Consider the following 20,628-nt stretch of genomic DNA (forward strand, 5'->3'; position numbering starts at 1 on the left):
CCGGGCGGGACCGTGGGCGGCCATGGAGGCGGCAGCGGGCGATGGGTGAGCGCGACCCACACGGCGACCTCGAGGTCGTCGACCTCGAGGCGGTCTCGGGTGGGGAGCCCGCCGAGCCCCGACGCCCCCGGGCGGCGCGGCGGGCCGCCCGCCGCGCCGAGGCCCGCGAGGACGAGGCGCCCCGCCGCGCCGGACCCCGACTCGGTCGGGGACCGCGGATCGCCCTCGCGGTCCTCGCGGCCGCGATCGTGGTCCTGGCCGTGTGGGGCGTCCTCGCGTGGCTGCAGCTCACCTCCGTGCGCGACGACCTGACCGCCGCGCGGGACGAGCTCGCCGGGGTGTTCACCGCCATCGACGAGGGCGAGCTGTCAGAGGCCGCCCGCCGCCTCCGCGTGGCCCAGGACACCTTCGCGTCGGTGGAGAGCCGCGTCTCGAGCCCGCTCGTGCTCCCTGCCCGCTGGGTCCCGGGCCTGGGGGACGACCTCGACGCGGTCGAGCGGGTGGCCGCGGCCGCCGAGTCGGTGACGGCTGCGGGCGTGCAGGTCACCGACGCCGTCGACGTCGACGGCGGCGGCTCCGGCGCGCTGACGCCCGTCGACGGCCGGGTGCCCGTGGACGCCATCGCGGACCTCGGCCGCACCCTGGTCGACGCCCGCGAGCGCATCGCCGCGGCCCTCGACGACGTCGCCGCCATCGCGCCCGAGGGGCTGCACCCGAGCATCGTGGACGCCCGCGACACGTTCGTCCGGGAGGTCGCGGACGCCGCCGACCAGATCGCCACGGCCATCGACCTGACCGACGTGATCCCGGCGATGTTCGGCGCCGACGGACCCCGGCGCTACGTGGTCGCCGCCGCCAACCCGACCGAGTCCCGCGGCAGCGGCGGCTTCCTGGGCGCCTACACGGTCATGCAGGCCGTCGAGGGCGAGCTGTCCTTCGGCGAGGTCGTCATCACCGAGGACCTCCCCACGATCCCCGCGGGCCGGCTGCCGTGGCCGGATGAGTCCCTCGAGGAGCGCTATGGCCGCGACGGGGGCAGCGGCTTCTTCCTCAACCTGAACATGACCCCCGACTTCCCCTCGGCGGCCACCGCCATCGAGGCCTACCACGAGGCCCAGTTCGACGAGCCCGTCGACGGGGTCATCCTGGTCGACCCGTTCGCGTTCCGCTCGCTGCTCGAGCTGTCGGGACCGGTCGAGCTCGGCAGCTACGGCACCCTGACCGCCGACGACGTCGTCGAGTTCGTGACCCACGACGCCTACGTGACCGTCACCGACCCCGACGAGCGGAAGCGCCTGATCGGGCAGGTCGCGACCGCGGCGCTCCAGGGGTTCCTCGCCAGCCCCGACTCACCGCCCGCCGACCTGGTCGGCGCGCTGGGCGAGATGATCGGCCGCGAGAGCATCCGCGTCCACTCCGCCCACCCGGAGGAGCAGGAGGTCCTCGCCGCCCTCGACGTCGTCGCCGAGCTGGGGGACGCAGCCGCCGGTGACCTGCTCGCCGTGTTCCTGAACTCCGGGGTCAACTACAAGGTCGAGTACTGGCTCGAGCGGCACCTGCGCTACGAGGTGGCGCTGGGTCCGGACGGCACCGCGGCCAGCATCCTGTCAGCCGGGTTCACCAACACCGCCCCGACCAGCGGCGAACCGCCGTACATGATCGGCTTCGGGCCGGAGAACACGCCCTTCGAGTTCGGGGAGGCCCTCAGCCTGGTCAGCGTCTACTGCGCGCCGGGCTGTGCGATCCACGAGCGCCCCGACGACGGCGCACGGGACCTCGAGACCGAGGCGGGCACCGAGCTCGGCTTCGGGGTCAGCTCGACCTGGATGCAGCTGCCCGCCGGCCAGTCGCGGGAGCTGATCTGGACCCGGACCACCCCCGACGCGTGGACGCAGGAGGGGGAGGACCGGGTCTACCGCCTCCACTACGACCACCAGCCGGTGGTCCGGCCCACCACGCTCGAGATCGTCGTCGAGGTGCCGGAGGGCTACGAGCTCGCGACCGTGCCGGAGGGGCTCGAGGTCGACGGGACCGAGGTCAGGGTCGAGTGGCAGGTCGATCGCGACCTCGACTTCGAGCTCACCTTCTCACCGGCCCCCTGAGCGTCCGGCGTCTAGCCTTGACCGCCGGTCCTCGACCACCAGTCACTCGACCACCGGGGAGTCACAGATGAGGGTTGCGGTCATCGGCATCGGGCACGTCGGGCTGGTCACGGCCGCGTGCATGGCCGAGTGGGGGCACGACGTCGTCGGGTTCGACAACGACCCGGCGAAGGTCGAGTCGGTGCGGGGCCGGTCGGTGCCGTTCCACGAGCCGGGCCTCGAGGAGCTGGTGCTGCGCGGGATCGACGAGGGGCGGATCCGGGTGACCGGCGACCCGGCGGAGGCGCTGGCGGACGTCGATGTGGTGTTCATCTGCGTGGGGACGCCGATGAAGGCCGACGGGGCGCCGAACCTGACCTACGTGCAGGCGGCGGCGGCGATGGTGGCGACGCACGCGACGACGCCGACGGTGGTGGCGGAGAAGTCGACGGTGCCGGTGCAGACCGGCGAGCGGATCCGCCAGGCCCTGGCGCTGCAGGCGCAGAGCGCCGGGGGCTCCTCGCGTCACGAGGTGGTGTCGAACCCGGAGTTCCTGCGGGAGGGGTCGGCGGTGCAGGACACGCTGTTCCCGGACCGGGTGGTGGTCGGGGCGGACTCCGCGCGCGGCCACGAGGTCATGCGGCGGCTGTACGAGCCGCTGCTGTCCGGTCACGACTGCCCGTACGTGGCGACGGACGTGAAGACCGCGGAGCTGATCAAGCACGCGTCGAACGCGTTCCTCGCGACGAAGATCAGCTTTATCAACGCGGTGGCGCGGATCTGTGAGATGACCGGCGCGGACGTCCACACCGTGGCCGACGCGATGGGCCACGACGTCCGGATCGGCCGGCCGTTCCTCAACGCCGGGCTGGGCTACGGCGGGTCGTGCTTCCCGAAGGACGTCGAGGCGTTCATCCACATCGCCGCGGAGATCGGCTACGACTTCGGGTTGCTGCGCGAGACCGAGCGGATCAACCGGGACGCCAAGCAGTGGCCCGTCGGCCAGCTCCGCCGGCTGCTGTGGAACATCGGTGACAAGGAGGTCGCGGTCCTCGGGGTGGCGTTCAAGCCGCACACCGACGACATCCGCGAGGCGCCGGCGCTCGAGGTCGTCGACGCGCTGGTCGCCGAGGGCACGCGGGTCCGGCTGCACGACCCGGTCGCCCTGGGACACGTCCAGGGCCGCTGGGGCGAGGACCAGGTACAGCTGTGCAAGTCCGCGGAGGACGCGATCCGCGGCGCCCACGCCGTCGTGGTGGCCACCGAGTGGCCCGAGTACGCCGACATCGCCCCCGCCCAGCTGGTCGAGTGGCTCGAGTACCCCGTCGTCGTCGACGCCCGCAACGTGTGGGACCCCACTGCGCTGCTCGACGCCGGCCTGCAGGTCGCCAGCGTCGGCCGTCGCATCCCCGCCGCCGGCGTCTGAGGCGGCGCACGTGGCGGACGTGGACGGCAAGCGGGCGCTGATCACCGGCATCACGGGCCAGGACGGCTCGTACCTGGCCGAGCTGCTGCTCGACAAGGGCTATGAGGTGCACGGGCTGGTGCGGCGGGGGTCGACGTTCGGGACCGAGCGGATCGACCACCTGTACCTGGACCCGCACCTCGAGGACGCCCGCATGTTCCTGCACTACGGGGACCTGACGGACGCGAACTCGTTGTCGCGGTTGTTGTGGGAGGTCCGGCCCCACGAGGTCTACAACCTGGGGGCGCAGTCCCACGTCGGGGTGTCCTTCGAGAACCCGGTGTACACCGTGGACGCCGACGCGCTGGGGACGTTGAAGCTGTTGGAGGCGTGTCGTCAGCTGGGCGAGGACTGCCCGCGGTACTACCAGGCGTCGAGCTCGGAGATGTACGGCAAGGTGGCGGAGGTGCCGCAGACCGAGTCGACGCCGTTCCACCCGCGGTCGCCGTACGGGTGTGCGAAGGTGTACGGGTTCTGGCAGTCGGTGAACCACCGCGAGTCCTACGGGATGCATTGCTCGAACGGGATCTTGTTCAACCACGAGTCGCCGCGGCGGGGTGAGACGTTCGTGACGCGGAAGATCACGCGGGCGGCGACGCGGATCGCGTTGGGGCTGCAGGAGAAGGTGTTCCTGGGGAACCTGGATGCGCGGCGGGACTGGGGGTTCGCGGGGGACTACGTCGAGGCGATGTGGTTGATGGTCCAGCGCGACGAGCCGGGTGACTACGTGGTGGCGACGGGGGAGATGCACAGCGTGCGGGAGTTCGCCGAGGCGACCTTCGGCCTCTTGGACCTGGACTGGGAGGCCCACGTGGGGACCGACGAGCGGTACCTGCGACCGGCGGAGGTCGATCAGCTGCTGGGCGATGCGACCAAGGCGCGTGAGGTGCTGGGCTGGACCCCCAGGACGTCGTTCGCGGAGCTGGTGGAGATGATGGTCACCGCCGACCTCGAGCTGGCCAAGCGGGAGAAGGCGCTGGTCGACGCCGGCCTCGGCACCATCGAGTGGCAGACCGGCCGACCCGGCGACTGAGCGGGTGCCGGTGCCCGCGGCGCATCAGCTACGCTCGGGCCGGATGGAGCAACAGCTCAGGCAGGGCCCTACGCTCATCGAGTCGCTGTGGCGCCACCGCGTCGTGGTCGTGCTGGTCGTCGTCGTGTCCGGCGCCCTCGGCTACCTCGTCAGCGCCCAGCAGGCGCCGAGCTACGAGGCGACGGCCTCGCTGATCCTCACGAACCCCAACACCGCGGTCGGGCCGGGGGAGCAGTTCGGCCCGTCGATCGCCATCGACGAGTACGTCCCCCAGCAGGCGGCCCTGCTGTCCTCCCAGACCGTGCTGCTCGCCGCGCTGGACGCGGTCGAGGACCCGCCCACCCTCCGGGACCTGCGCGAGTCCCTCCAGATCCGCGCGGCCGCCGACCAGCTGACCCTGACCGTCACCACCTCCGCGGAGGACCCCGAGCGGTCCGCCGCACTGGCCAACGCGATCGCTGACGCCTACCGCACGCTGCGCGCGTCCACCGAGAGCGAGCGAGCCCAGGACGCCGTCGCGAGCCTCGAGGACGAGGCCGCGGCCATCCGGACCGAGATCGACGCCCAGCAGGACGTCCTCGAGACCGACCCCGACAGCGTGGCGGCCCAGACGCGCGTGCAGACGCTGTCCAGCCAGCTCGAGAGCCTCGAGTCCGACATCAGGGCGACCAGCCGGGAGTACCTCAGCCGCGGTGACGGGGTGTACCTGTTCGAGGCCGCGGAGGCCCCCGAGGAGCCCGCCGCCCCGCGGCCGCGGCTGATGGCGCTGGTCGTGGCGTTCCTCGGGTTCGTGGGCGTGGCGGCGTGGGCGTACTGGTACGCCGCGCGCTCCCAGCGGGTGATGACCCGGCGTGACCCCGAGGCCGTCCTCGGGGTCCCCCTCCTCGGCGAGGTCCCCCTGTTCCGCACCCGCAGCGACGACGCGCTGAACGACATGCTGCGCATCGACCCCGCGGCGGCGGAGGCCTACGAGTTCGTCCTCTCCTCGATCGAGTTCGCCCTCGCCGAGGTCGACGGGTCGTCGCTCCTGATCACCTCGACGCTGCCCGGCGACGGCAAGACGACCACGACCCTGCAGCTGGCCATCGCCGCCTCCCGCGACCGCCGCCGCGTGGTCCTGGTCGACGCCGACATCCGCGCCCGCGGGCTGACGAAGGTGCTCCGCGCCGAGGACCGCGAGGGGCTGAGCGACCTCGCCGCCATGGACCTCGAGCCGAGCGACGTCATGCGGCGCTACCGCTTCAGCGACCAGTCCCAGATCCCCATCGTCACCGCGGGGCGACGTCGCGGGGACCCGGCCGCGCTGCTCCGCACCCACGCGTTCCGCCGCGCGGTCGCGGCGATCGACGCGTCCGCCGAGCTGCTCATCGTCGACTCCTCGCCGCTGCTGGCCGTCGCCGACGCGACGATCGCCGCCGGGCTGGTCGATGCGATGGTGATCGTGGTCAGCCAGGGCACCCCGGTGTCGGAGCTCCAGAAGGTCCGCGAGCGGCTCAAGTTCGTGTCGACACCGCTGCTCGGCTACGTGTTCAACCGCTCCGACGCCACCACCGCCGGCGCGTACGGCTACGGCTACGACGTCAGCGAGGACGTCGACGGCACCCGCCGGCTGCTGCCCGGCGGCCGTGACCGCGCCGCCGCCCCGGAGCGGCCCGCTGATCGCCCGGGCCCCGCCGCGGGACCCCGGCGGCTGCCCGACCGGACGGCGGAGGACGACGCGGACCGGCCGGCGGACGACGCCGTCGGATCCACCCCTCCCCCCACGCGGGCGGGCTCGTGACGGAGCTCTCCGGCGCCCGGGTCCTCGTGACCGGCGGCGCGGGTTTCCTCGGCCGCGTCGTGTGCCGTCGGCTGGCGGACGCGGGGGCTGACGTCGTGGTCGTCCGTCGCGCCGACGTCGACCTCACCCGGCAGGCGGAGGTGGAGGCGCACCTCGCCGACGTGGGACCGGACGTGGTCGTCCACCTGGCCGCGGAGGTCGGCGGGATCGGCGCGAACCGCGACAACCCCGGCCGGTACTTCTACGCCAACGCGATGATGGGCCTGAACCTGATCGAGGCCGCCCGCGTGCAGGGCGTGACGAAGTTCGTGCAGGTCGGCACGGTCTGCGCCTACCCGAAGTTCACGCCCGTGCCGTTCCGCGAGGACGACCTGTGGGACGGCTACCCCGAGGAGACCAACGCCCCGTACGGCATCGCGAAGAAGTCGCTCCTCACCATGCTGCAGAGCTACGCCGACCAGTACGGGTTCCGGGGGATCTACCTGCTGCCGGTCAACCTGTACGGGCCGGGTGACAACTTCGACCTCGCTTCCAGCCACGTCATCCCCGCCCTGATCCGCAAGTTCACGGCGGCGGCCGACGGCGGACTCGACCGCGTGGAGGCGTGGGGTACCGGCGCGGCGAGCCGCGAGTTCCTCCACGTCGAGGACGCCGCGCGGGGCATCGTCCTGGCCCTCGAGGGCTACGACGACCCCGACCCGGTGAACCTGGGCAGCGCCGAGGAGATCACGATCCGCCAGCTCGTCGAGCTGATCGCCGAGCTGACCGGGTTCGACGGCGAGGTGGTGTGGGACACGTCGAAGCCGGACGGGCAGCCGCGCCGCAAGCTCGACACCGGCCGCGCCGCCGAGCGCTTCGGGTTCACGTCGCGCATCGGCTTCCGCGAGGGGCTCACCGAGACGATCGCGTGGTGGCGGGCGAACCGCGACGCGGTCGAGTCGGTCGAGCGCGGTCGGGACTGACCGGTGGCGGCACGCCGCGGCGGCGTCGACGTGCTCGGCGTGCACCTGGACACCACCAGCTACGCCGACCTCCTCGTGTGGCTCGACGAGCCGGTCGACGGCCCGCGAGCCCGGACCGTCGCGTTCTGCAACGTCCACTCGGTGATGACGGCCCGGCGTGACCCCGTCGTCGCCCGGGCTCTGGCCGCCATGGACGTCGCGACCACCGACGGGATGCCGCTGGTGTGGGCGGCCCGTCGGCTCGGCCACCCCGCGCAGGGGCGTGTCTACGGCCCCGACCTGATGGAGATGGCTGTCCGCCGGTCACCGGACAGGCCCTGGCGGCACTACCTGTACGGCGCGTCCCCCGACGTGCTCGCGCGCCTGGTCGCGAACCTCCGGGCGATGGCCCCCGACATCGACATCGCCGGGTGGCACAGCCCGCCCTACCGGCCGTTGACACCGGCAGAGGAGGCAGCCGACGTCGCGGCGATCGCCCGGTCCGGCGCCACGCACGTCTGGGTCGGCCTCGGCATGCCGAAGCAGGAGCTGTTCGTCCAGCGCGTCGCCGACCGACTCGGCGGCACCACCCTGCTGGCCGTCGGCGCCGCGTTCGACATGCACGCCGGCGTCGTGTCCCAGGCACCCGATTGGATCCAGGACCGCGGGCTCGAGTGGGCGTACCGCTGGGCGCAGGAGCCCACGCGGCTCGCGTCGCGCTACCTGGTCAACAACCCGCTGTTCCTCCTGCTCCTCGCCCGGCAGCTCGCCGCCGCGCGGCTGCGGACGGTCTCGCGGCAGGCGGGGGTGGGGCGATGAGCGGCCGGCCCCTCCGCGTCCTGCACCTCCTCGACGTGCTCCGGTACTCGGGTGCGGAGACGGCGTTCAGGGTCCTCGGCCCCATGTGGGCGGCGCACGGCATCACCTGCGACGTCCTGGCCACCGGACCCGAGCTCGGCGAGTACGCGGCGCCCATGGCCCGCGCCGGGTACCGCACCGGCCACCTGCCGCTCGACCCGGCGGCGGTGTTCTTCCGGCGCCTGCGCCCGTTCCTGCGCCGCGAGGGCTACGACGTCGTGCACACCCACGTCGAGCGGGCGAACGCCTACATCGACGCGGTCGCCCTGTCGACGGGGGCCCGGGTCGTCCAGCACGTCCACCAGAGCTTCACCTTCGACGGGCTCCTCCGGGTCGAGCGGACGCTGCAGCGCGCCGCCCTCCGCGCCGCCGGGGTCACCTTCGTCGCGGTGTCCGAGGACGTGGCGGCCAACGAGCGCCGCCGCTTCGCGAACCGGACCACGACCATCGAGAACTGGGTGGACGTGGACCACTACACCCCCCCGTCGGCGGCTGACCGGCGCCGCGCCCGCGCCGCCCTCGACGTCCCCGACGGCACCGTCGCGCTCGTGACCGTCGCGAACTGCCACGACTTCAAGAACCACGTCGGGTTGATCGAGGCGTTGACGCACCTGCCCCTGGACGTCCTGTGGCTGCACGGCGGCGAAGGCCCCCTCACCGCCGCCGAGCAGCAGGCCGCCGCCGCCCACGGGGTCGCGGACCGCATCCGCTTCCTCGGTCGGCTCGCCGACCCGCTGCCCGCCCTGCACGCCGCGGACGCCTACATCTCCCCGTCCTTCCACGAGGGCATGACCATCTCGGCGATGGAGGCGCTCGTCACCGACCTGCCGGCCGTGCTGACCGACACCCCGGGGCAGTCGGTGCTGCGGCGCTACGGCCCTCCGGTCAGCTGGGCGGACGGCACCGACGCGGTCGCGATCGCCGCCGCCGTGCGCCGCCTCCTGGAGGGCGGTCGGCCCGACGGCGACGCCGCCGCCCTCCGCGCAGCCGTCGACCCGCGCCGCGCCGTGGCCCAGCTCGCCGGGCTGTACCGCGGCGAGACCTAGGCGTCGACGTGCGGATCGGCATCCTCGGTCCCGTGTCGACGCGGGAGCTCAGACCCCTCCTCGACGACCCGGACGACGACGCACCGCCCGGCAACGGCGGGTACCCCGTGACCCTCCTCGTCGCCGAGCTCGTCCGGGCGGGGCACGACGTGCGCGTCTGGACCCTCGACCCATCGGTCCGGCGACGCCACGACGTGCGGGGGGAGGGGCTGGCCGTCACCTACCTGCCCCAGCGCACGTCGGGACGGGGACGTGACGCCTACGCCGCGGAGCGCCGCTGGTTGGCCGACGCCCTGGCGGGCGCGCGCGTCGACGTCTGGAACCCGCACTGGTCGTATGAGTACGCCCTGGCCGCGCAGGCGCACCGCGGCCGTGGTGGTGCCGCGGACGACCCGCTGGTCCTGACCGTCCACGACTGGGCGCCGGCGGTCCTGCGCTACCAGCCCGACCCGTACCGGGTGGTCCGCCTGGGCATGTACGCCCGCGTCCACCTCCGACGTCCGGCGATGACCACGCCCTCGCCGTACCTGGCCGCGAAGCTGCGCCGGACCGGCCTGGGCCGGGCCCACGTGGTGCCCAACGGGGTGGCAGCCGACGCGATCGCCGACCGGCCGCGGACGCGCGGCAGCGGGGCGGCGCTCCTGGGCATCGCGATGGGGTTCAGCCGGCGCAAGAACACCACCTCGCTCCTCCGGGCCCACGGGCGGCTGCGAGCTGCCGGGGTGCCGAGCCGACTGGTCCTCGTCGGCGCCGACCACGAGCCGGGCGGTGTGGCGCAGGCGTGGGCCCGTGCCCGTGACCTGGACGAGGACGTCACCTTCGCCGGCGTGCTCCCCTACGACCGGGTCCTCGACGCGCTCGCGAGCTGCGACGTCTTCGTCCACCCCGCCCGGGAGGAGTCCTTCGGGATGGTGCTCGCCGAGGCGATGGCCCAGGGCACGCCGGTCGTCGCCGGCGCCCGGTCGGGTGCGGTGCCGTGGGTGCTCGACGACGGGCGCGCCGGCGTCCTGGCCGATGTCGACGACCCCGGGGCGATCGCCCTCGCGGTCCAGGGGCTGCTGAGCGACCGCCGCCGCTGGGAGCAGCTGTCCGCCGCCGGGTTGGCGCACGTCCGGCGGCGCTTCGCGATGCCCGTGGTGGCCGAGGGGTACCTGGCGGCCTACCGCAGAGCGGCCGGGTCGTGACCACGCCGCCGGAGGGTCGCCACCCCGTCGAGGGCGAGGCGTTCACCCCGACCGGTCCGACTCCGGACGGTCCGAACCTGACCCGGCGGACCCTCACCGGGTTCAGCTGGACGTTCGCGGCCACCCTGGCGGGCCTGGTCGCCCAGCTCGCCTACACCTCGGTCATCAACCGCCTGCTGCCCCCGGACACCTTCGGGCTGGTGGCGAGCGCCCAGGCGGTCCTGATCGGCGGCCAGTTCCTGTCCGAGCTGGGCGTCGGCCGCGCCGTCGTGCAGAAGACCCACCTGGACGTCGCCGACCAGCGGACCGCGTTCACCTCGAGCCTGCTCCTCGGCGCGGCGTTGACCGGCGGGCTGGTCCTGGCCGCGCCGCTCGTCGGGGTGCTCTTCGACGAACCCGACGTCGTCGGCGTCACCCGCGGACTGGCGTTGCTCCTGCTGGCGAACGCCATCGGGATCACCGCGACGAGCGTCCTCCGCCGCGAGCTGCGCTTCAAGGCCGTGGCCCTCTTGGACCTCGGCTCGTTCGCCGTCGGCTACCTGGTGATCGGGATCGGTGCGGCCGTGGCCGGCTTCGGGGTGTGGAGCCTGGTGGCCGCGGCGGTGTCGAAGGCCGCCATCGAGGGCGTCGGCAGCCTGGTGCTGGCCCGCCACCCGATGCGGCCGCTCCTCGCCCGCAGGTCGCTCGCCGAGATGTACGCCTTCGGCTCGCAGGTCTCGATCGTCGGTGCGGTCGAGTACGTGAGCGGCCAGCTGCCCGTCGCCGCCGTGGGCCGGTTGCGGGGGCAGGCCGCGCTGGGGCAGTTCTCCCGGGCGGCGTACCTGGTGGACCTGCCGTTCATCCAGATCTCGAACGCCCTCACCGACGTCCTGTTCCCCGCCGTCGCCCGCATCAAGGCCGAGCGGGTCCGGGTCCGGGTGGCCTACATGACGTCCCTGCGGGTGACCGCTGCGCTGCTGCTGCCGACCGCCGCCGGCGCCGCGGTGGCGAGCGACGAGCTGGTCGCGGTCGTCCTCGGCGACCAGTGGGAGCGGGCCGCCGCGGTGCTGCCGCTCCTGGCCGCCCACGCCACCCTGATGATGCTGGTCCACTACGCGGCCATCGTCTGCGAGGCCCTCGCGGTGCTGTGGCAGAAGCTCGTCATCCAGGTGGCCACGTTCGCGGTGCTGGCCGCGGGCTTCGTGGTCGTCCGCGACGACGGTCTCGAGGCGTTCGCCGTCGTGATGGTCATCGCCCAGGTCGTCCGCCTGATCGGGTACTGGGCGCTGATGGCCCGCCAGCTCGGGCTGCCGGCGGCATCACAGCCCGCGGCGCTGCTCGCCCCGGCGGTGACCGCCGCGCTCACCGCCGGCGCGATCGCCGGGTGGACCGCGGTCGGCGGCCGCCTGGGCCTGCCGACGGCGTTGGTCCTGATGCTCCAGATCGTCGTCGGCGGCGCCGTGCTGGCGTGGGGGTTCTGGTACGGACCGCGCCGCCGGATCCGCGACGAGCGGGTCGAGCGACTCGAGCTGGCCGACGCCGGCGGCGGGCGGACGATGCGGACCGTGCTGGCCGTCCTGAGGGTCGGCCGCGCTGAACCCCAGATCTGAGCGCTGAGCGCGCCGGCGGAGCTGAACCCCAGATCCGAGCACCAGGTCGGCCGCGCTGGACCCCAGATCTGAGCGCTGAGCGCGCCGGCGGAGCTGAACCCCAGATCTGAGCACCCGGTCGTCCGATGACGTACCCCCTACGCCCCGCCTCACGACCGGAGGTGGCCGCGCAGGCGGTCCACCACGTCGAGCGCCCCCGCCCACACCCGGACGGGGTCGAGGTGCTCGAGCGCGACCTCCCGGGCCTGCTCACCCATCCGGATCAGCTCGTCCCGGGGCAGGGACAGGGCGATGCGGACCAGCTCGACGGCCTCGCCCGGTGTCCCCGCCATCAGCACCCCGGGGCACTCGGCCAGCCAGCGCGGTGCCCCCACGATCCGGTTGGTGACGTGCACCACGCCGGCCGACATGGCGATCGGCAGGCGGTCGGAGGCCGCGAACGCCGCCCGCGGGAAGTGGTTCCACCCGACCGACACCCACCCGTCGCGGAGCACCCGGTGCTGCTCGGTGTAGGCGATGGGTCCGCGGGCGGACGGCGAGTCCCACCCCCGCCCGTAGAGCGCGAAGCCGGCACCGAACGCGCGGTGCAGGCCGCGGACGAGCCGGTCGCGGGACAGCCCACCCGGCAGCGCGGGGATCGCCGGGACCCGGGTCGCGACGCGGCTCGCGATCATCACGACCTCGTCGGGCCTGGCGTCCGAGGGCTCCCACCCGCCGGCGAAGCGGGCGTCGACGACGGGCGGCATCAACCGGACCCGCGCGGCGCCGGCGCGCCGGTAGGCCCGCGCGATCGCCCCGCCGCCGGCGGCCAGCACCAGGTCGGCGGCCGCCACCACCGTCGCCATCGCCGGGGGGATCGGCTTGCGCAGCACCCCGTAGGCGTCGCCGTCCTGGTAGACGAGCAGCGGGCGGCTCGACACCGCCGCCAACCGCGCCGGCAGCGACGTGGGCAGCGGCCCCTCCTCCACGTGCTGCCACACGATCACGTCCGGTCCGAACCCCTCGGCCACGTCGACGAGGTGATCGGCCCAGCCGTCCGGGTCGGCGGCGCGGACCTGCAGGAACGAGACGACCTCCACGGCGTCGACCCTGCCGTCGGCCGCCAGGGCGGCGAGGGCGTCGCGCGGACCGCGCTGGACCTGGCCGGGGGAGTCGTCCACCTCGTTCGGCAGCAGCAGCACGCGGGGTGGGCGGATCAGGGTGCGTCCTCCGTCTCGTACGGCGACCGAAGGCTACCCGGCGGCATAGGTTGGGCGGCCATGTCCGCAGCGCTCGAGCTGGTCGCCGTCGCCGTCCTCGGCCTGGTCGGCCTCGTGGTGATCGACCGGGCCCTGCTGCGCCGCGACCTGCCGTGGCTGATCGTGGCCGGCGGGGTGGTCGTCCGCGAGGTCGTGCAGCCCCTCCCGCGGCTCGAGGTCGGCGGGATCGCGGTCTACCCCGAGGACGTGGTCACGGTCCTCGTGGGCGTCGTCCTGGCCGCCTGGCTGCTCCGCGGTGCCGCCCTGCGGACCCCGCAGCTGCTGGTCTGCCTGGCCCTCGCGCTGGTCGGGATCTCGATCGCCCGCGGGGCGGCCCAGTTCGGGCTGCCGGCCGCGATCAACGAGGCGCGCGAGACGCTGTACTTCCTCGGCGGGGTGCTCCTCGGCTCCTTCGCACCCGTCGACGCCGCCGGTCGGGCGCGGCTCGCGCGGGGGTGGCTGGTCGTCGCCGGGGGCCTCGTCGTCCTGGCCGTGATCCGCTGGGGGATCGTGGTCTTCGACATCCCCCTCCGCGGCGGGTGGTACATCCCCGACTTCGGCGGGCTGCGGGTCCTGTACGCCTCCGGTTCGCTCGCGATCGCGATCGCGTACCTGATCGTGCTGCCGCGGCTGGTGACCGGCCGGGCCGGGTGGGCGGACCGGCTGATGGCCCTGGCGTTCGCCGGCACGGTCGTCGTGCTGCAGCACCGCTCGGTCTGGGCCGTCGCGCTGCTCGGGACCGCGGCCACCGTGGTGTGGCTGCGCCACGCCCTCGACCGGCGGGTGGTGGCCGTCGTCGTCGTCGGCGGCGTCCTGCTCAGCATCGCGGCGCTGACGACGCTGGACACGGGGGCCCTGGTCGCGCGGGCGTCGGAGACCGATGCGGCGGACTCCAACACGTGGGAGTGGCGGACGTCCGGCTGGGCGGACCTGATCGCCACGGCCAGCCGCCAGAGCGGACCCGTCGAGGTCCTGCTCGGCCTGCCGTACGGCACCGGCTGGCTGCGGTCGGTGTCGGCCGGCTTCGACGTCACCGTCCCGCCGCACAACTTCTACCTCGAGATCGGGCTCCGCATCGGGGTGCTCGGGCTGGGGCTCGTCGTGGCGCCGGTGGCCTGGGCCGTCCGACGTCTGGCGCGGCGGCTGGGCGAGGACGGCGCGGCGCCGCTGGCGGCCGGCACCCTCCTGGTCATCACCCTCGTGTGCGCGACCTACGGGGTCCCCTACAACCTGCAGACCGAGCAGGGCCTGCTGATCGGCCTCGCGATCGCGGTGGCGTGCGCGACCTCAGGGACCGCGCGCGGGATCGTCCTGGTCCCGCCGGCCTCAGCCGACGGGGCCGTAGGCGACCCGGTCGAAGGCCTGCGGGGGGCTGAAGGTCGCGTCGACGTCGGCTGACAGGAAGGTGCCCTGGAGGTCGTTGCCGAACTCCGACTGCCACTCCTCCACCCCGACCGAGCGGCCGGCCCAGAAGTGCGCGGGCCGCGCGTCGTTCAGCCGGTAGACGTTCCCCTCGAACCGGATGTCGTCGCGGTGGTACCGGTCGACCTCACCGGTCGTCACGCGCATGCCGGGGAGCTGGGCGTCGACGCGGATGTCGTTGTCGTGGACGTGCAGGTCGAAGATGCCGAGCTCGCCGTGGCGACCCGGCTCGATGCCGTTGTGGGACGCGACGAGCGGCAGCCGGTTCGCCTCCATGACGTTCCAGGCCACCTCGACGCCGGGGGAGTTCGAGATCCACAGGCCGGCGCCGGTGTCACCGACCGCGAACACGCCGTTCGCGCGCAGGACGTTCGACTGGATCAGCCCGCCGTAGGTCTCCTCGTTCAGGATGCCGGCCCAGTCGTTGTGCTCGGACAGGTTCCCGGTCCACTCGGGGTCCTGGCAGTCGAGGTCGCACCACAGGCCGGGCCCGCGGTTGTGGTGGGCCCAGTTGTTCACGAACCGCGGCCGCAGCGCGCTGGTCATCTTCGCGCCGCCGGCCTCCCACGCCCAGAGGAAGCCGATCTCGCCGTTGTAGGCGATCTCGTTGTTCTCGATGAGCACGGGGGCCTGCGAGCCGTCGGGGAGGCGGTCCCCGCCGCCGATCGCGATCTGCCCGTTGTGGACCAGGCGGGAGTTGCGCACCACGGCGCCGTACCCGGTGCGGATCGCGGGTCCGTGGGACTCCGAGATGTGGACCCGGTCGATGACCCACCTCCGGCCGATGTGGGCGTCGATGACCCCCTGCTTGGCCAGCGTCGCGTAGCGCTCCATCCGCAGGTCGCGGACGGTCACGTCCGCGGCGGTCGACGCGAAGGCGGTGTGGGTGACCGACAGCTCGAGCGGCGGCAGCTGGCGCGGGTCGTCGAACATGACGATGCGGTCGTCGTCGGTGTCGAGGTGCCACAGGCCTGGTGCGGTCACGGCGGCCGGGTCACCGACCTGCGTCAGCCGGCGGTCGCCGGCGAAGAGGTCGACCGCGCGGCTCTCACCCTCCCGGCCGGCCTCCATCTCGACGTCGTAGGACGGCATGGGCGGCTCGACGGTGATGCCGGGGATGGTGAACGTCGACCCGGACGCCTGGACGCCGGAGGTGTCGACGGGCACTGCGCCGGACAGGAGCGCGCCGGTCTCGCCGACGAACGTGTCGCCGTCCCGCGGTTCGACGTGCACGCCGCGGTGCAGGCCGGAGGTGAAGGCGAACGTCGACCCGGGCGGCGCCGCCTCGACGATCGCGGCGGCGTCGTCGCCCGGCTGGATGCGGATCGCGTTCCCGGGGATCTGCGGCGCCGGCTGGGGGTTCGCCAGGTCGCCGAGCTCGAAGTCGACGTCGGTGCTCAGCCGCGACCGGTCGGCCACGATGATCACCTGGTCGATGTCGGCGGCGTGGTCGAGGAGCCACGTCCGGCCCCAGGACGGGTCCCACACGTGCGGGTTGGCGTACAGCAGGACGCCGCCGAGCGCCCCCGCGGTGGCGCCGGCGACCAGCGCGTCCTGCCAGTTCGTGCCGGGCGCGAGGAACACGCGCGACGGGTCGGCGCCGGCAGCCAGCGTCGCGTCGGCGACGGCGGTCGAGGTCTCGTACCGGGAGGGGCCGGCGAGGCGCTGGACGGGGGCGATCGACCCCAGCTCGGAGGCGACGCCGTCGCTGACCGCGGCGGTCCCGCCGACCACGGTGACCCCGTCGGGTGCGAGCTCCGCCAACCGCGCCCTGGTCACCCCGGGCAGGGAGTCGGGCCGGGTGAGCAGGATCGGGGCGGCGAGCATGGCCGCGTGCTGGGACACGGCCATCGCGTCCTCCCAGCCGCCGATGTGGCCGGCACCCTCGCCCCGCACGACGATCGGGTCCGCCGTGCCCCCGTTGGCCCGGACGAAGCTGGCGGCGGCCGCGGCGGTCTCGAACCGGTTGGGGCCCTGGATCCGCTCGACGTCGAGGATGCCGAGCTCGTCCCGGAGCTGCGCGACGACCCCGTCGCCGACGGCGGCGCTGCCGCCCATGATGACCGCGCGGTCGGCGTGGTAGTGCTCGATCTGCTCCCACACGTGGGCGGGCAGCTGGCCGGAGTCCGTCAGCAGCAGCGGCGCGTCGAGTACCGCGGCCACGGGTGCGGCGGCCAGCGCGTCGGCGAACTCGTCGCCGCGGGCGATGACGACCGTCCGCGGGGCCGGCCACAGGCGGCGGGCGGCGACCACGCTGGTCCCCGTGCCGTCAGCCGCCTCGAACCGCTCGACGCTCCAGTGCGGCCCCTGCGCGGCGGCCGGCACGGCCGGGATCGCGGTCAGGACGAGGGCCACGGCGGACAGCAGGAGCAAGAGCGATGTGTGCGCGCGCCCGCGCACGGATAGGGGGGAGGTCATCGACGACACCATACGGACGGCGGACCCCTCCGAGGCCCACCGTTCGTACAGGGCTGCGTGCTTGACTTGCACGCCGCCCGTGGTCAGGTGCGCAAGTCAGCTGGTCAGGTGCCCGTAGGGGCCGGACTGGAAGCTTGTGTGGAGGCCCATGTCGGCCGGTCCGCGGGTGAACGTCCCATCGGTGTCGAAGCCCAGGGCCCGCCAGCCGTCGGCGGTCCGCTCCCCGTCCCACCAGAACTCGCTGGCGCCGTCCACCAGGTGGTAGCGGTTGGCGAAGAAGGTGTTGCCGCGGCTGGTGTACAGCTCCCGCTCGGCGGTGTGGACCCGCAGCCCGACGGGGAGGTGACCGATCTCGACGGCGTTGTGGTGCACCTTGAGCCCGGTGGTCTCGTAGCGGCCGTGGGCGCCGGCGCCGCGGTCGGCGTGTGAGGCGAGGATCTCGATGCGGTTGCCGTACAGCACGTTGCCGCGCACCTCGACGTCACGGCTGTTGGAGACCCAGATCCCGGCGCCCAGGTCGCCGTAGGCGGCCGCGCCGTTGTCGCGGACGGTGTTGTCGGCGATCAGCGCGCCGTAGGAGATCTCGTAGAGGATCCCGAGCCACAGGTTGCCCTCGACGACGTTCCCGGTGATCTCGGCGTCGACGTTGTCGATGTCGAACCAGATGCCGGGGCCGTCGTTGTCGTGGACCCAGTTGTCGGCGAACACCGCGCCGACCGTGCCCTTCAGCTTCGTCGCGCCGCCCTCCCAGCCCCAGTTGTAGCCCAGGGTCCGGTTGTGGGCGATCTCGTTGCGCTCGACCACGATGCCGGCGCCGCCCCAGGCGGTGACGCCGATCTGGCCGTTCGCGGTGATCCGCGAGTCCCGCAGGGTGGTGCGGGCGCCGAGCTTGATCCCGGCCCCGTGGTTCTCGGTCGCGGTGACGTGGCGGACGGTCCAGCCCTCCCCGTCGATGTGGATGGCCCCGTGCTGGGCGGGGGAGGCGTAGCGGCGCACCGTCAGGTGCTGCAGGACCACGTCGTCGGCCTCGGAGCGGACCGCCCACCAGGCGGTCGCGAGCTCGAGGGTGTGCCGCGCCGGGTCGGCGCCGGTGATGACCTCGTCGGCGGCGTAGTCGAAGTACCAGGTCCCGGGACCGGACACCTCAGCGCGGGTCGCGACGTGGCGGGCGCGCACGCCATCCACCCAGAGGTCGTGGTTGGCCGCGTCGCGGGCGTGCCCCTCCACCATCTCGCCGTGCATCAGGCCGTCGGGGCGGCCGGTGTCGGTGAAGACCTGCTCGGTGCGCCCGCCGGCCACCCAGGTGCTGCCGCTGCGCCGGAACGCCGACGCCGGCAGGGGGACGGTCCCGTCCAGCACGGCCCCGTCGTCGCCCGTGACGACGTCGCCGGTCTCGACCGGCATCACCTGGGCGCGGTGCACGCCGCTCGCGATGCGGAAGCGCGTGCCGGCCGGGTGCGCCTCGAAGACCGCGGCGACGTCCTGGCCGACCTCGACGACGACCTCGTCGGCCGTCCGCGGCGGGGCGGGGACGGGTGCCTGCGGCTGGACGGCCGCGGAGCGCTCGTCGACCTCCGGGGTCGCGGCGCCAGGGCGCTGGAAGTGCCCCTGCGCGGCGGCGGGGGTCACACCCAGGCCGAGGGCGAGGACGAGGATGAGGGCGAGCAGCGCCGGGACGCGGTGGCGGTCGGTTGCGGAGCGGTCCATGCCCCGAAGAACGGATCACGCTGCGCAGGACTTGAGCCGCAAACCTCACTTCTGGTAATGACACGGACGGTGTTGATCATGTACGGTGAGCGGTTTCCCGTCCGGTGTCGTGGGCGTGGGAGACTCCTGGACCGTCACCTGGAGCAGAGGAGCGAGGTGTGCAGCAGCGGGTCCGCGTCACCGTGCTGATGACCGTGCACGACCGTCGCGACACGACCCTCGCCTGCCTGCGCGCCCTGGGTGCGCAGGCGCACGTCGACGACGTCGACGTGTCGGTCGTCCTGGTCGACGACGGGAGCAGCGACGGGACCGCCGACGCCGTCCGCGCCGCGTTCCCCGCCGTCCGGATCCTGCAGGGGGACGGCGAGCTGTTCTGGAACGGGGGGATGCGGGCGGCCTGGGCGGCGGCGTGGGACGGCGACCCGGACTTCTACCTGTGGCTGAACGACGACACCCTGCTCGACCCCGGTGCGCTCCGGCTCCTCATCGACACCCACGCGGCCGTGGTCACGGCGACGACGCCGGCGATCGTCGCGGGGGCCATCACCGACCCGGACAGCGGGGCGGTCAACTACTCCGGCGTGCGCCAGGACCCCGTCCGCCGCCTCCGCTTCGACCCGGTCGTGCCCGACGGCCGCCCGATCGAGGCGGACACGATGAACGGCAACGCGGTCCTGGTGCCGCGCGCCGTGGCCCGGCGGGTCGGGACGCTCTCGCGGCGCTACACCCACGGGATGGGGGACTACGACTACGGGTTGCGCGCCCGCCGGGTCGGGTGCGCGGTGTGGGTGGCGCCGCGCCCCCTCGGCCGCTGCTCGACCAACCCCGGGTTCACCACCACCGGCGAGGGGCGGGCGGACCTCCGCCGGCTGCGCGGCGTCAAGCACCTGCCGCCGGAGGAGTGGCGGGCCTTCGCGCGGCGCTGGGCCGGCCCGGCCTGGCCGGCGTACTGGCTGTCGCCGTACCTGCGGCGGGGTCTGTGGGTGCTCGCCGACGCGCTCAGCGGCGGGCGCCGTCAGCGGGTCGAGGCCCGTTCCGCGCACGCCGGCCGTCGGCGTCGCGGCTGACCCGGGCCCGTCGGGCGGCGGCCAGCAGCCGCTCGGCCGCGGCGGTCGGCGTGTGGGCGGCCATCCGCGCCGCGGCGGCCTGACCTCGCCGGGCGAGGTCGTCGGGATCGGCGACGAGGCGCCGGAGCACCGCGGCGGTCCCCCAGGTGTCGTGGGGATCGATCACCAGGTCGGGGTCGGCGTGCGGGTGGACGCCGGCGTGGACCGAGCACAGGACCGGCGTGCCAGCGGCCATCGCCTCCAGGGCGACCATGCCCCAGGTGTCCTCGAGCGTGGGGAAGCACAGCAGGTCCGCGGCGGCCATCCGGCCGGGGATCTCCTCGTACGGCACCCAGCCGACCAGGTCGACGACGTCCTCGAGCCCGAGGGCGGTCCGCGCCGCCACGACCTGCTCGGCCAGCGGACCGTCCCCGACGAGCTCGAGGTGGATGCGGCGCCGGTCGGCCTCGTCGAGGGCCGCGAGCGCGTCGAGCAGCTGCAGGATCCCCTTGCGGCTCTCCCACCGGCCGACGCAGAGCAGCCGCAGGCGGCCGTCGCCGGTCCCCGCCGCGGCGGGCCGGGCCGGGGGATGGGGGACCATGGAGGGCGCGGTGGCGACCGCGTCGGGGTCGACGCCGAGGACGTCGACGAGGTAGTCCCGTCCGCGGGGGGAGTTCGTGATCACCGCGTCCGCGGCGGCCGCGATCCGGCGGCGCAGGGCCAGCCGGCGCGGCGAGCTGCGGAAGTCGACGCTGGGGGACGACCCCTCCCACGCGAGCACCACCGCCCAGCGGCCGACCGGCCGCGCGGCGAGCACGAG

Annotated in this window: 15 protein-coding genes; 11 read left to right on the top strand and 4 right to left on the bottom strand. The window is 74.1% G+C overall.

Annotation, left to right across the window (positions count from 1 at the left end; translation table 11 throughout):
- Window positions 1–41: 41 nt before the first annotated feature.
- The 9 genes from ACEQ2X_RS23720 to ACEQ2X_RS23760 all read left to right on the top strand — a co-directional run bounded on the left by ACEQ2X_RS23720 (window position 42) and on the right by ACEQ2X_RS23760 (window position 11,977).
- Window positions 42–2,102, top strand: a complete 2,061-nt coding sequence (locus ACEQ2X_RS23720) for a DUF4012 domain-containing protein (protein WP_370328363.1) — start codon at window positions 42–44, stop codon at window positions 2,100–2,102.
- A 67-nt stretch (window positions 2,103–2,169) separates the two neighbouring features.
- A complete protein-coding gene (locus ACEQ2X_RS23725; protein WP_370328364.1) occupies window positions 2,170–3,507 on the top strand; it encodes a UDP-glucose/GDP-mannose dehydrogenase family protein in 1,338 nt (445 codons plus the stop codon).
- Window positions 3,508–3,517: 10 nt separating this feature from the next.
- Window positions 3,518–4,579 (top strand): GDP-mannose 4,6-dehydratase, encoded by a 1,062-nt coding sequence (gmd, locus tag ACEQ2X_RS23730; protein ID WP_370328365.1) that lies wholly within the window; start codon window positions 3,518–3,520, stop codon window positions 4,577–4,579.
- Window positions 4,580–4,622: 43 nt separating this feature from the next.
- On the top strand, window positions 4,623–6,359 hold the full coding sequence (locus ACEQ2X_RS23735; protein ID WP_370328366.1) for a Wzz/FepE/Etk N-terminal domain-containing protein: 1,737 nt from the start codon (window positions 4,623–4,625) through the stop codon (window positions 6,357–6,359).
- The gene (locus ACEQ2X_RS23740) at window positions 6,356–7,321 is read left to right on the top strand and encodes a GDP-L-fucose synthase family protein (protein ID WP_370328367.1); all 966 of its coding nucleotides are present in this window, start codon (window positions 6,356–6,358) and stop codon (window positions 7,319–7,321) included. Before ACEQ2X_RS23735 ends, ACEQ2X_RS23740 begins: the two co-directional genes overlap by 4 nt.
- A 3-nt stretch (window positions 7,322–7,324) precedes the next feature.
- A complete protein-coding gene (locus ACEQ2X_RS23745) occupies window positions 7,325–8,119 on the top strand; it encodes a WecB/TagA/CpsF family glycosyltransferase (RefSeq protein WP_370328368.1) in 795 nt (264 codons plus the stop codon).
- Window positions 8,116–9,204, top strand: coding sequence for a glycosyltransferase family 4 protein (locus tag ACEQ2X_RS23750; protein WP_370328369.1), 1,089 nt, complete (start codon window positions 8,116–8,118; stop codon window positions 9,202–9,204). Before ACEQ2X_RS23745 ends, ACEQ2X_RS23750 begins: the two co-directional genes overlap by 4 nt.
- 32 nt (window positions 9,205–9,236) lie before the next feature.
- Window positions 9,237–10,388 (top strand): glycosyltransferase family 4 protein, encoded by a 1,152-nt coding sequence (locus ACEQ2X_RS23755; protein ID WP_370328370.1) that lies wholly within the window; start codon window positions 9,237–9,239, stop codon window positions 10,386–10,388.
- On the top strand, window positions 10,385–11,977 hold the full coding sequence (locus ACEQ2X_RS23760) for a lipopolysaccharide biosynthesis protein (RefSeq protein ID WP_370328371.1): 1,593 nt from the start codon (window positions 10,385–10,387) through the stop codon (window positions 11,975–11,977). Before ACEQ2X_RS23755 ends, ACEQ2X_RS23760 begins: the two co-directional genes overlap by 4 nt.
- Window positions 11,978–12,126: 149 nt before the next feature.
- Here ACEQ2X_RS23760 and ACEQ2X_RS23765 read toward each other — a convergent pair whose 3' ends face one another.
- The gene (locus ACEQ2X_RS23765) at window positions 12,127–13,158 is read right to left on the bottom strand and encodes a hypothetical protein (RefSeq protein WP_370328372.1); all 1,032 of its coding nucleotides are present in this window, start codon (window positions 13,156–13,158) and stop codon (window positions 12,127–12,129) included.
- Between the two features lie 78 nt (window positions 13,159–13,236).
- Between ACEQ2X_RS23765 and ACEQ2X_RS23770 the strand changes: the two genes are divergently transcribed.
- Window positions 13,237–14,613: an O-antigen ligase family protein gene (locus ACEQ2X_RS23770; protein WP_370328373.1), complete on the top strand. Its 1,377-nt coding sequence runs from the start codon at window positions 13,237–13,239 to the stop codon at window positions 14,611–14,613.
- Here ACEQ2X_RS23770 and ACEQ2X_RS23775 read toward each other — a convergent pair.
- Window positions 14,542–17,055, bottom strand: a complete 2,514-nt coding sequence (locus ACEQ2X_RS23775; protein ID WP_370328374.1) for a cell wall-binding repeat-containing protein — start codon at window positions 17,053–17,055, stop codon at window positions 14,542–14,544. The genes ACEQ2X_RS23770 and ACEQ2X_RS23775 overlap by 72 nt on opposite strands.
- 96 nt (window positions 17,056–17,151) lie before the next feature.
- Window positions 17,152–18,762, bottom strand: coding sequence for a right-handed parallel beta-helix repeat-containing protein (locus tag ACEQ2X_RS23780; RefSeq protein WP_370328375.1), 1,611 nt, complete (start codon window positions 18,760–18,762; stop codon window positions 17,152–17,154).
- Window positions 18,763–18,920: 158 nt separating this feature from the next.
- On the opposite strand from ACEQ2X_RS23780, the gene ACEQ2X_RS23785 reads away from it, so the two are divergent.
- Window positions 18,921–19,829, top strand: coding sequence for a glycosyltransferase family 2 protein (locus ACEQ2X_RS23785; protein ID WP_370328376.1), 909 nt, complete (start codon window positions 18,921–18,923; stop codon window positions 19,827–19,829).
- Here the strand turns inward: ACEQ2X_RS23785 and ACEQ2X_RS23790 are convergent.
- The coding region (locus tag ACEQ2X_RS23790) for a glycosyltransferase family 4 protein (RefSeq protein ID WP_370328377.1) at window positions 19,762–20,628 on the bottom strand (867 nt) is incomplete at its 5' end. The genes ACEQ2X_RS23785 and ACEQ2X_RS23790 overlap by 68 nt on opposite strands.

Source organism: Euzebya sp. (assembly GCF_964222135.1).
In the GTDB taxonomy this organism is placed as follows: Bacteria; Actinomycetota; Nitriliruptoria; order Euzebyales; family Euzebyaceae; genus Euzebya.

Bases quoted from the DNA above. Each gene is read 5' to 3' on its own strand.
- ACEQ2X_RS23780 (WP_370328375.1), bottom strand. From the start codon at position 18,762: ATGGACCGCTCCGCAACCGACCGCCACCGCGTCCCGGCGCTGCTCGCC.
- ACEQ2X_RS23770 (WP_370328373.1), top strand. From the start codon at position 13,237: ATGTCCGCAGCGCTCGAGCTGGTCGCCGTCGCCGTCCTCGGCCTGGTC.
- ACEQ2X_RS23725 (WP_370328364.1), top strand. From the start codon at position 2,170: ATGAGGGTTGCGGTCATCGGCATCGGGCACGTCGGGCTGGTCACGGCC.
- ACEQ2X_RS23735 (WP_370328366.1), top strand. From the start codon at position 4,623: ATGGAGCAACAGCTCAGGCAGGGCCCTACGCTCATCGAGTCGCTGTGG.
- ACEQ2X_RS23775 (WP_370328374.1), bottom strand. From the start codon at position 17,055: ATGACCTCCCCCCTATCCGTGCGCGGGCGCGCGCACACATCGCTCTTG.
- ACEQ2X_RS23750 (WP_370328369.1), top strand. From the start codon at position 8,116: ATGAGCGGCCGGCCCCTCCGCGTCCTGCACCTCCTCGACGTGCTCCGG.
- ACEQ2X_RS23720 (WP_370328363.1), top strand. From the start codon at position 42: ATGGGTGAGCGCGACCCACACGGCGACCTCGAGGTCGTCGACCTCGAG.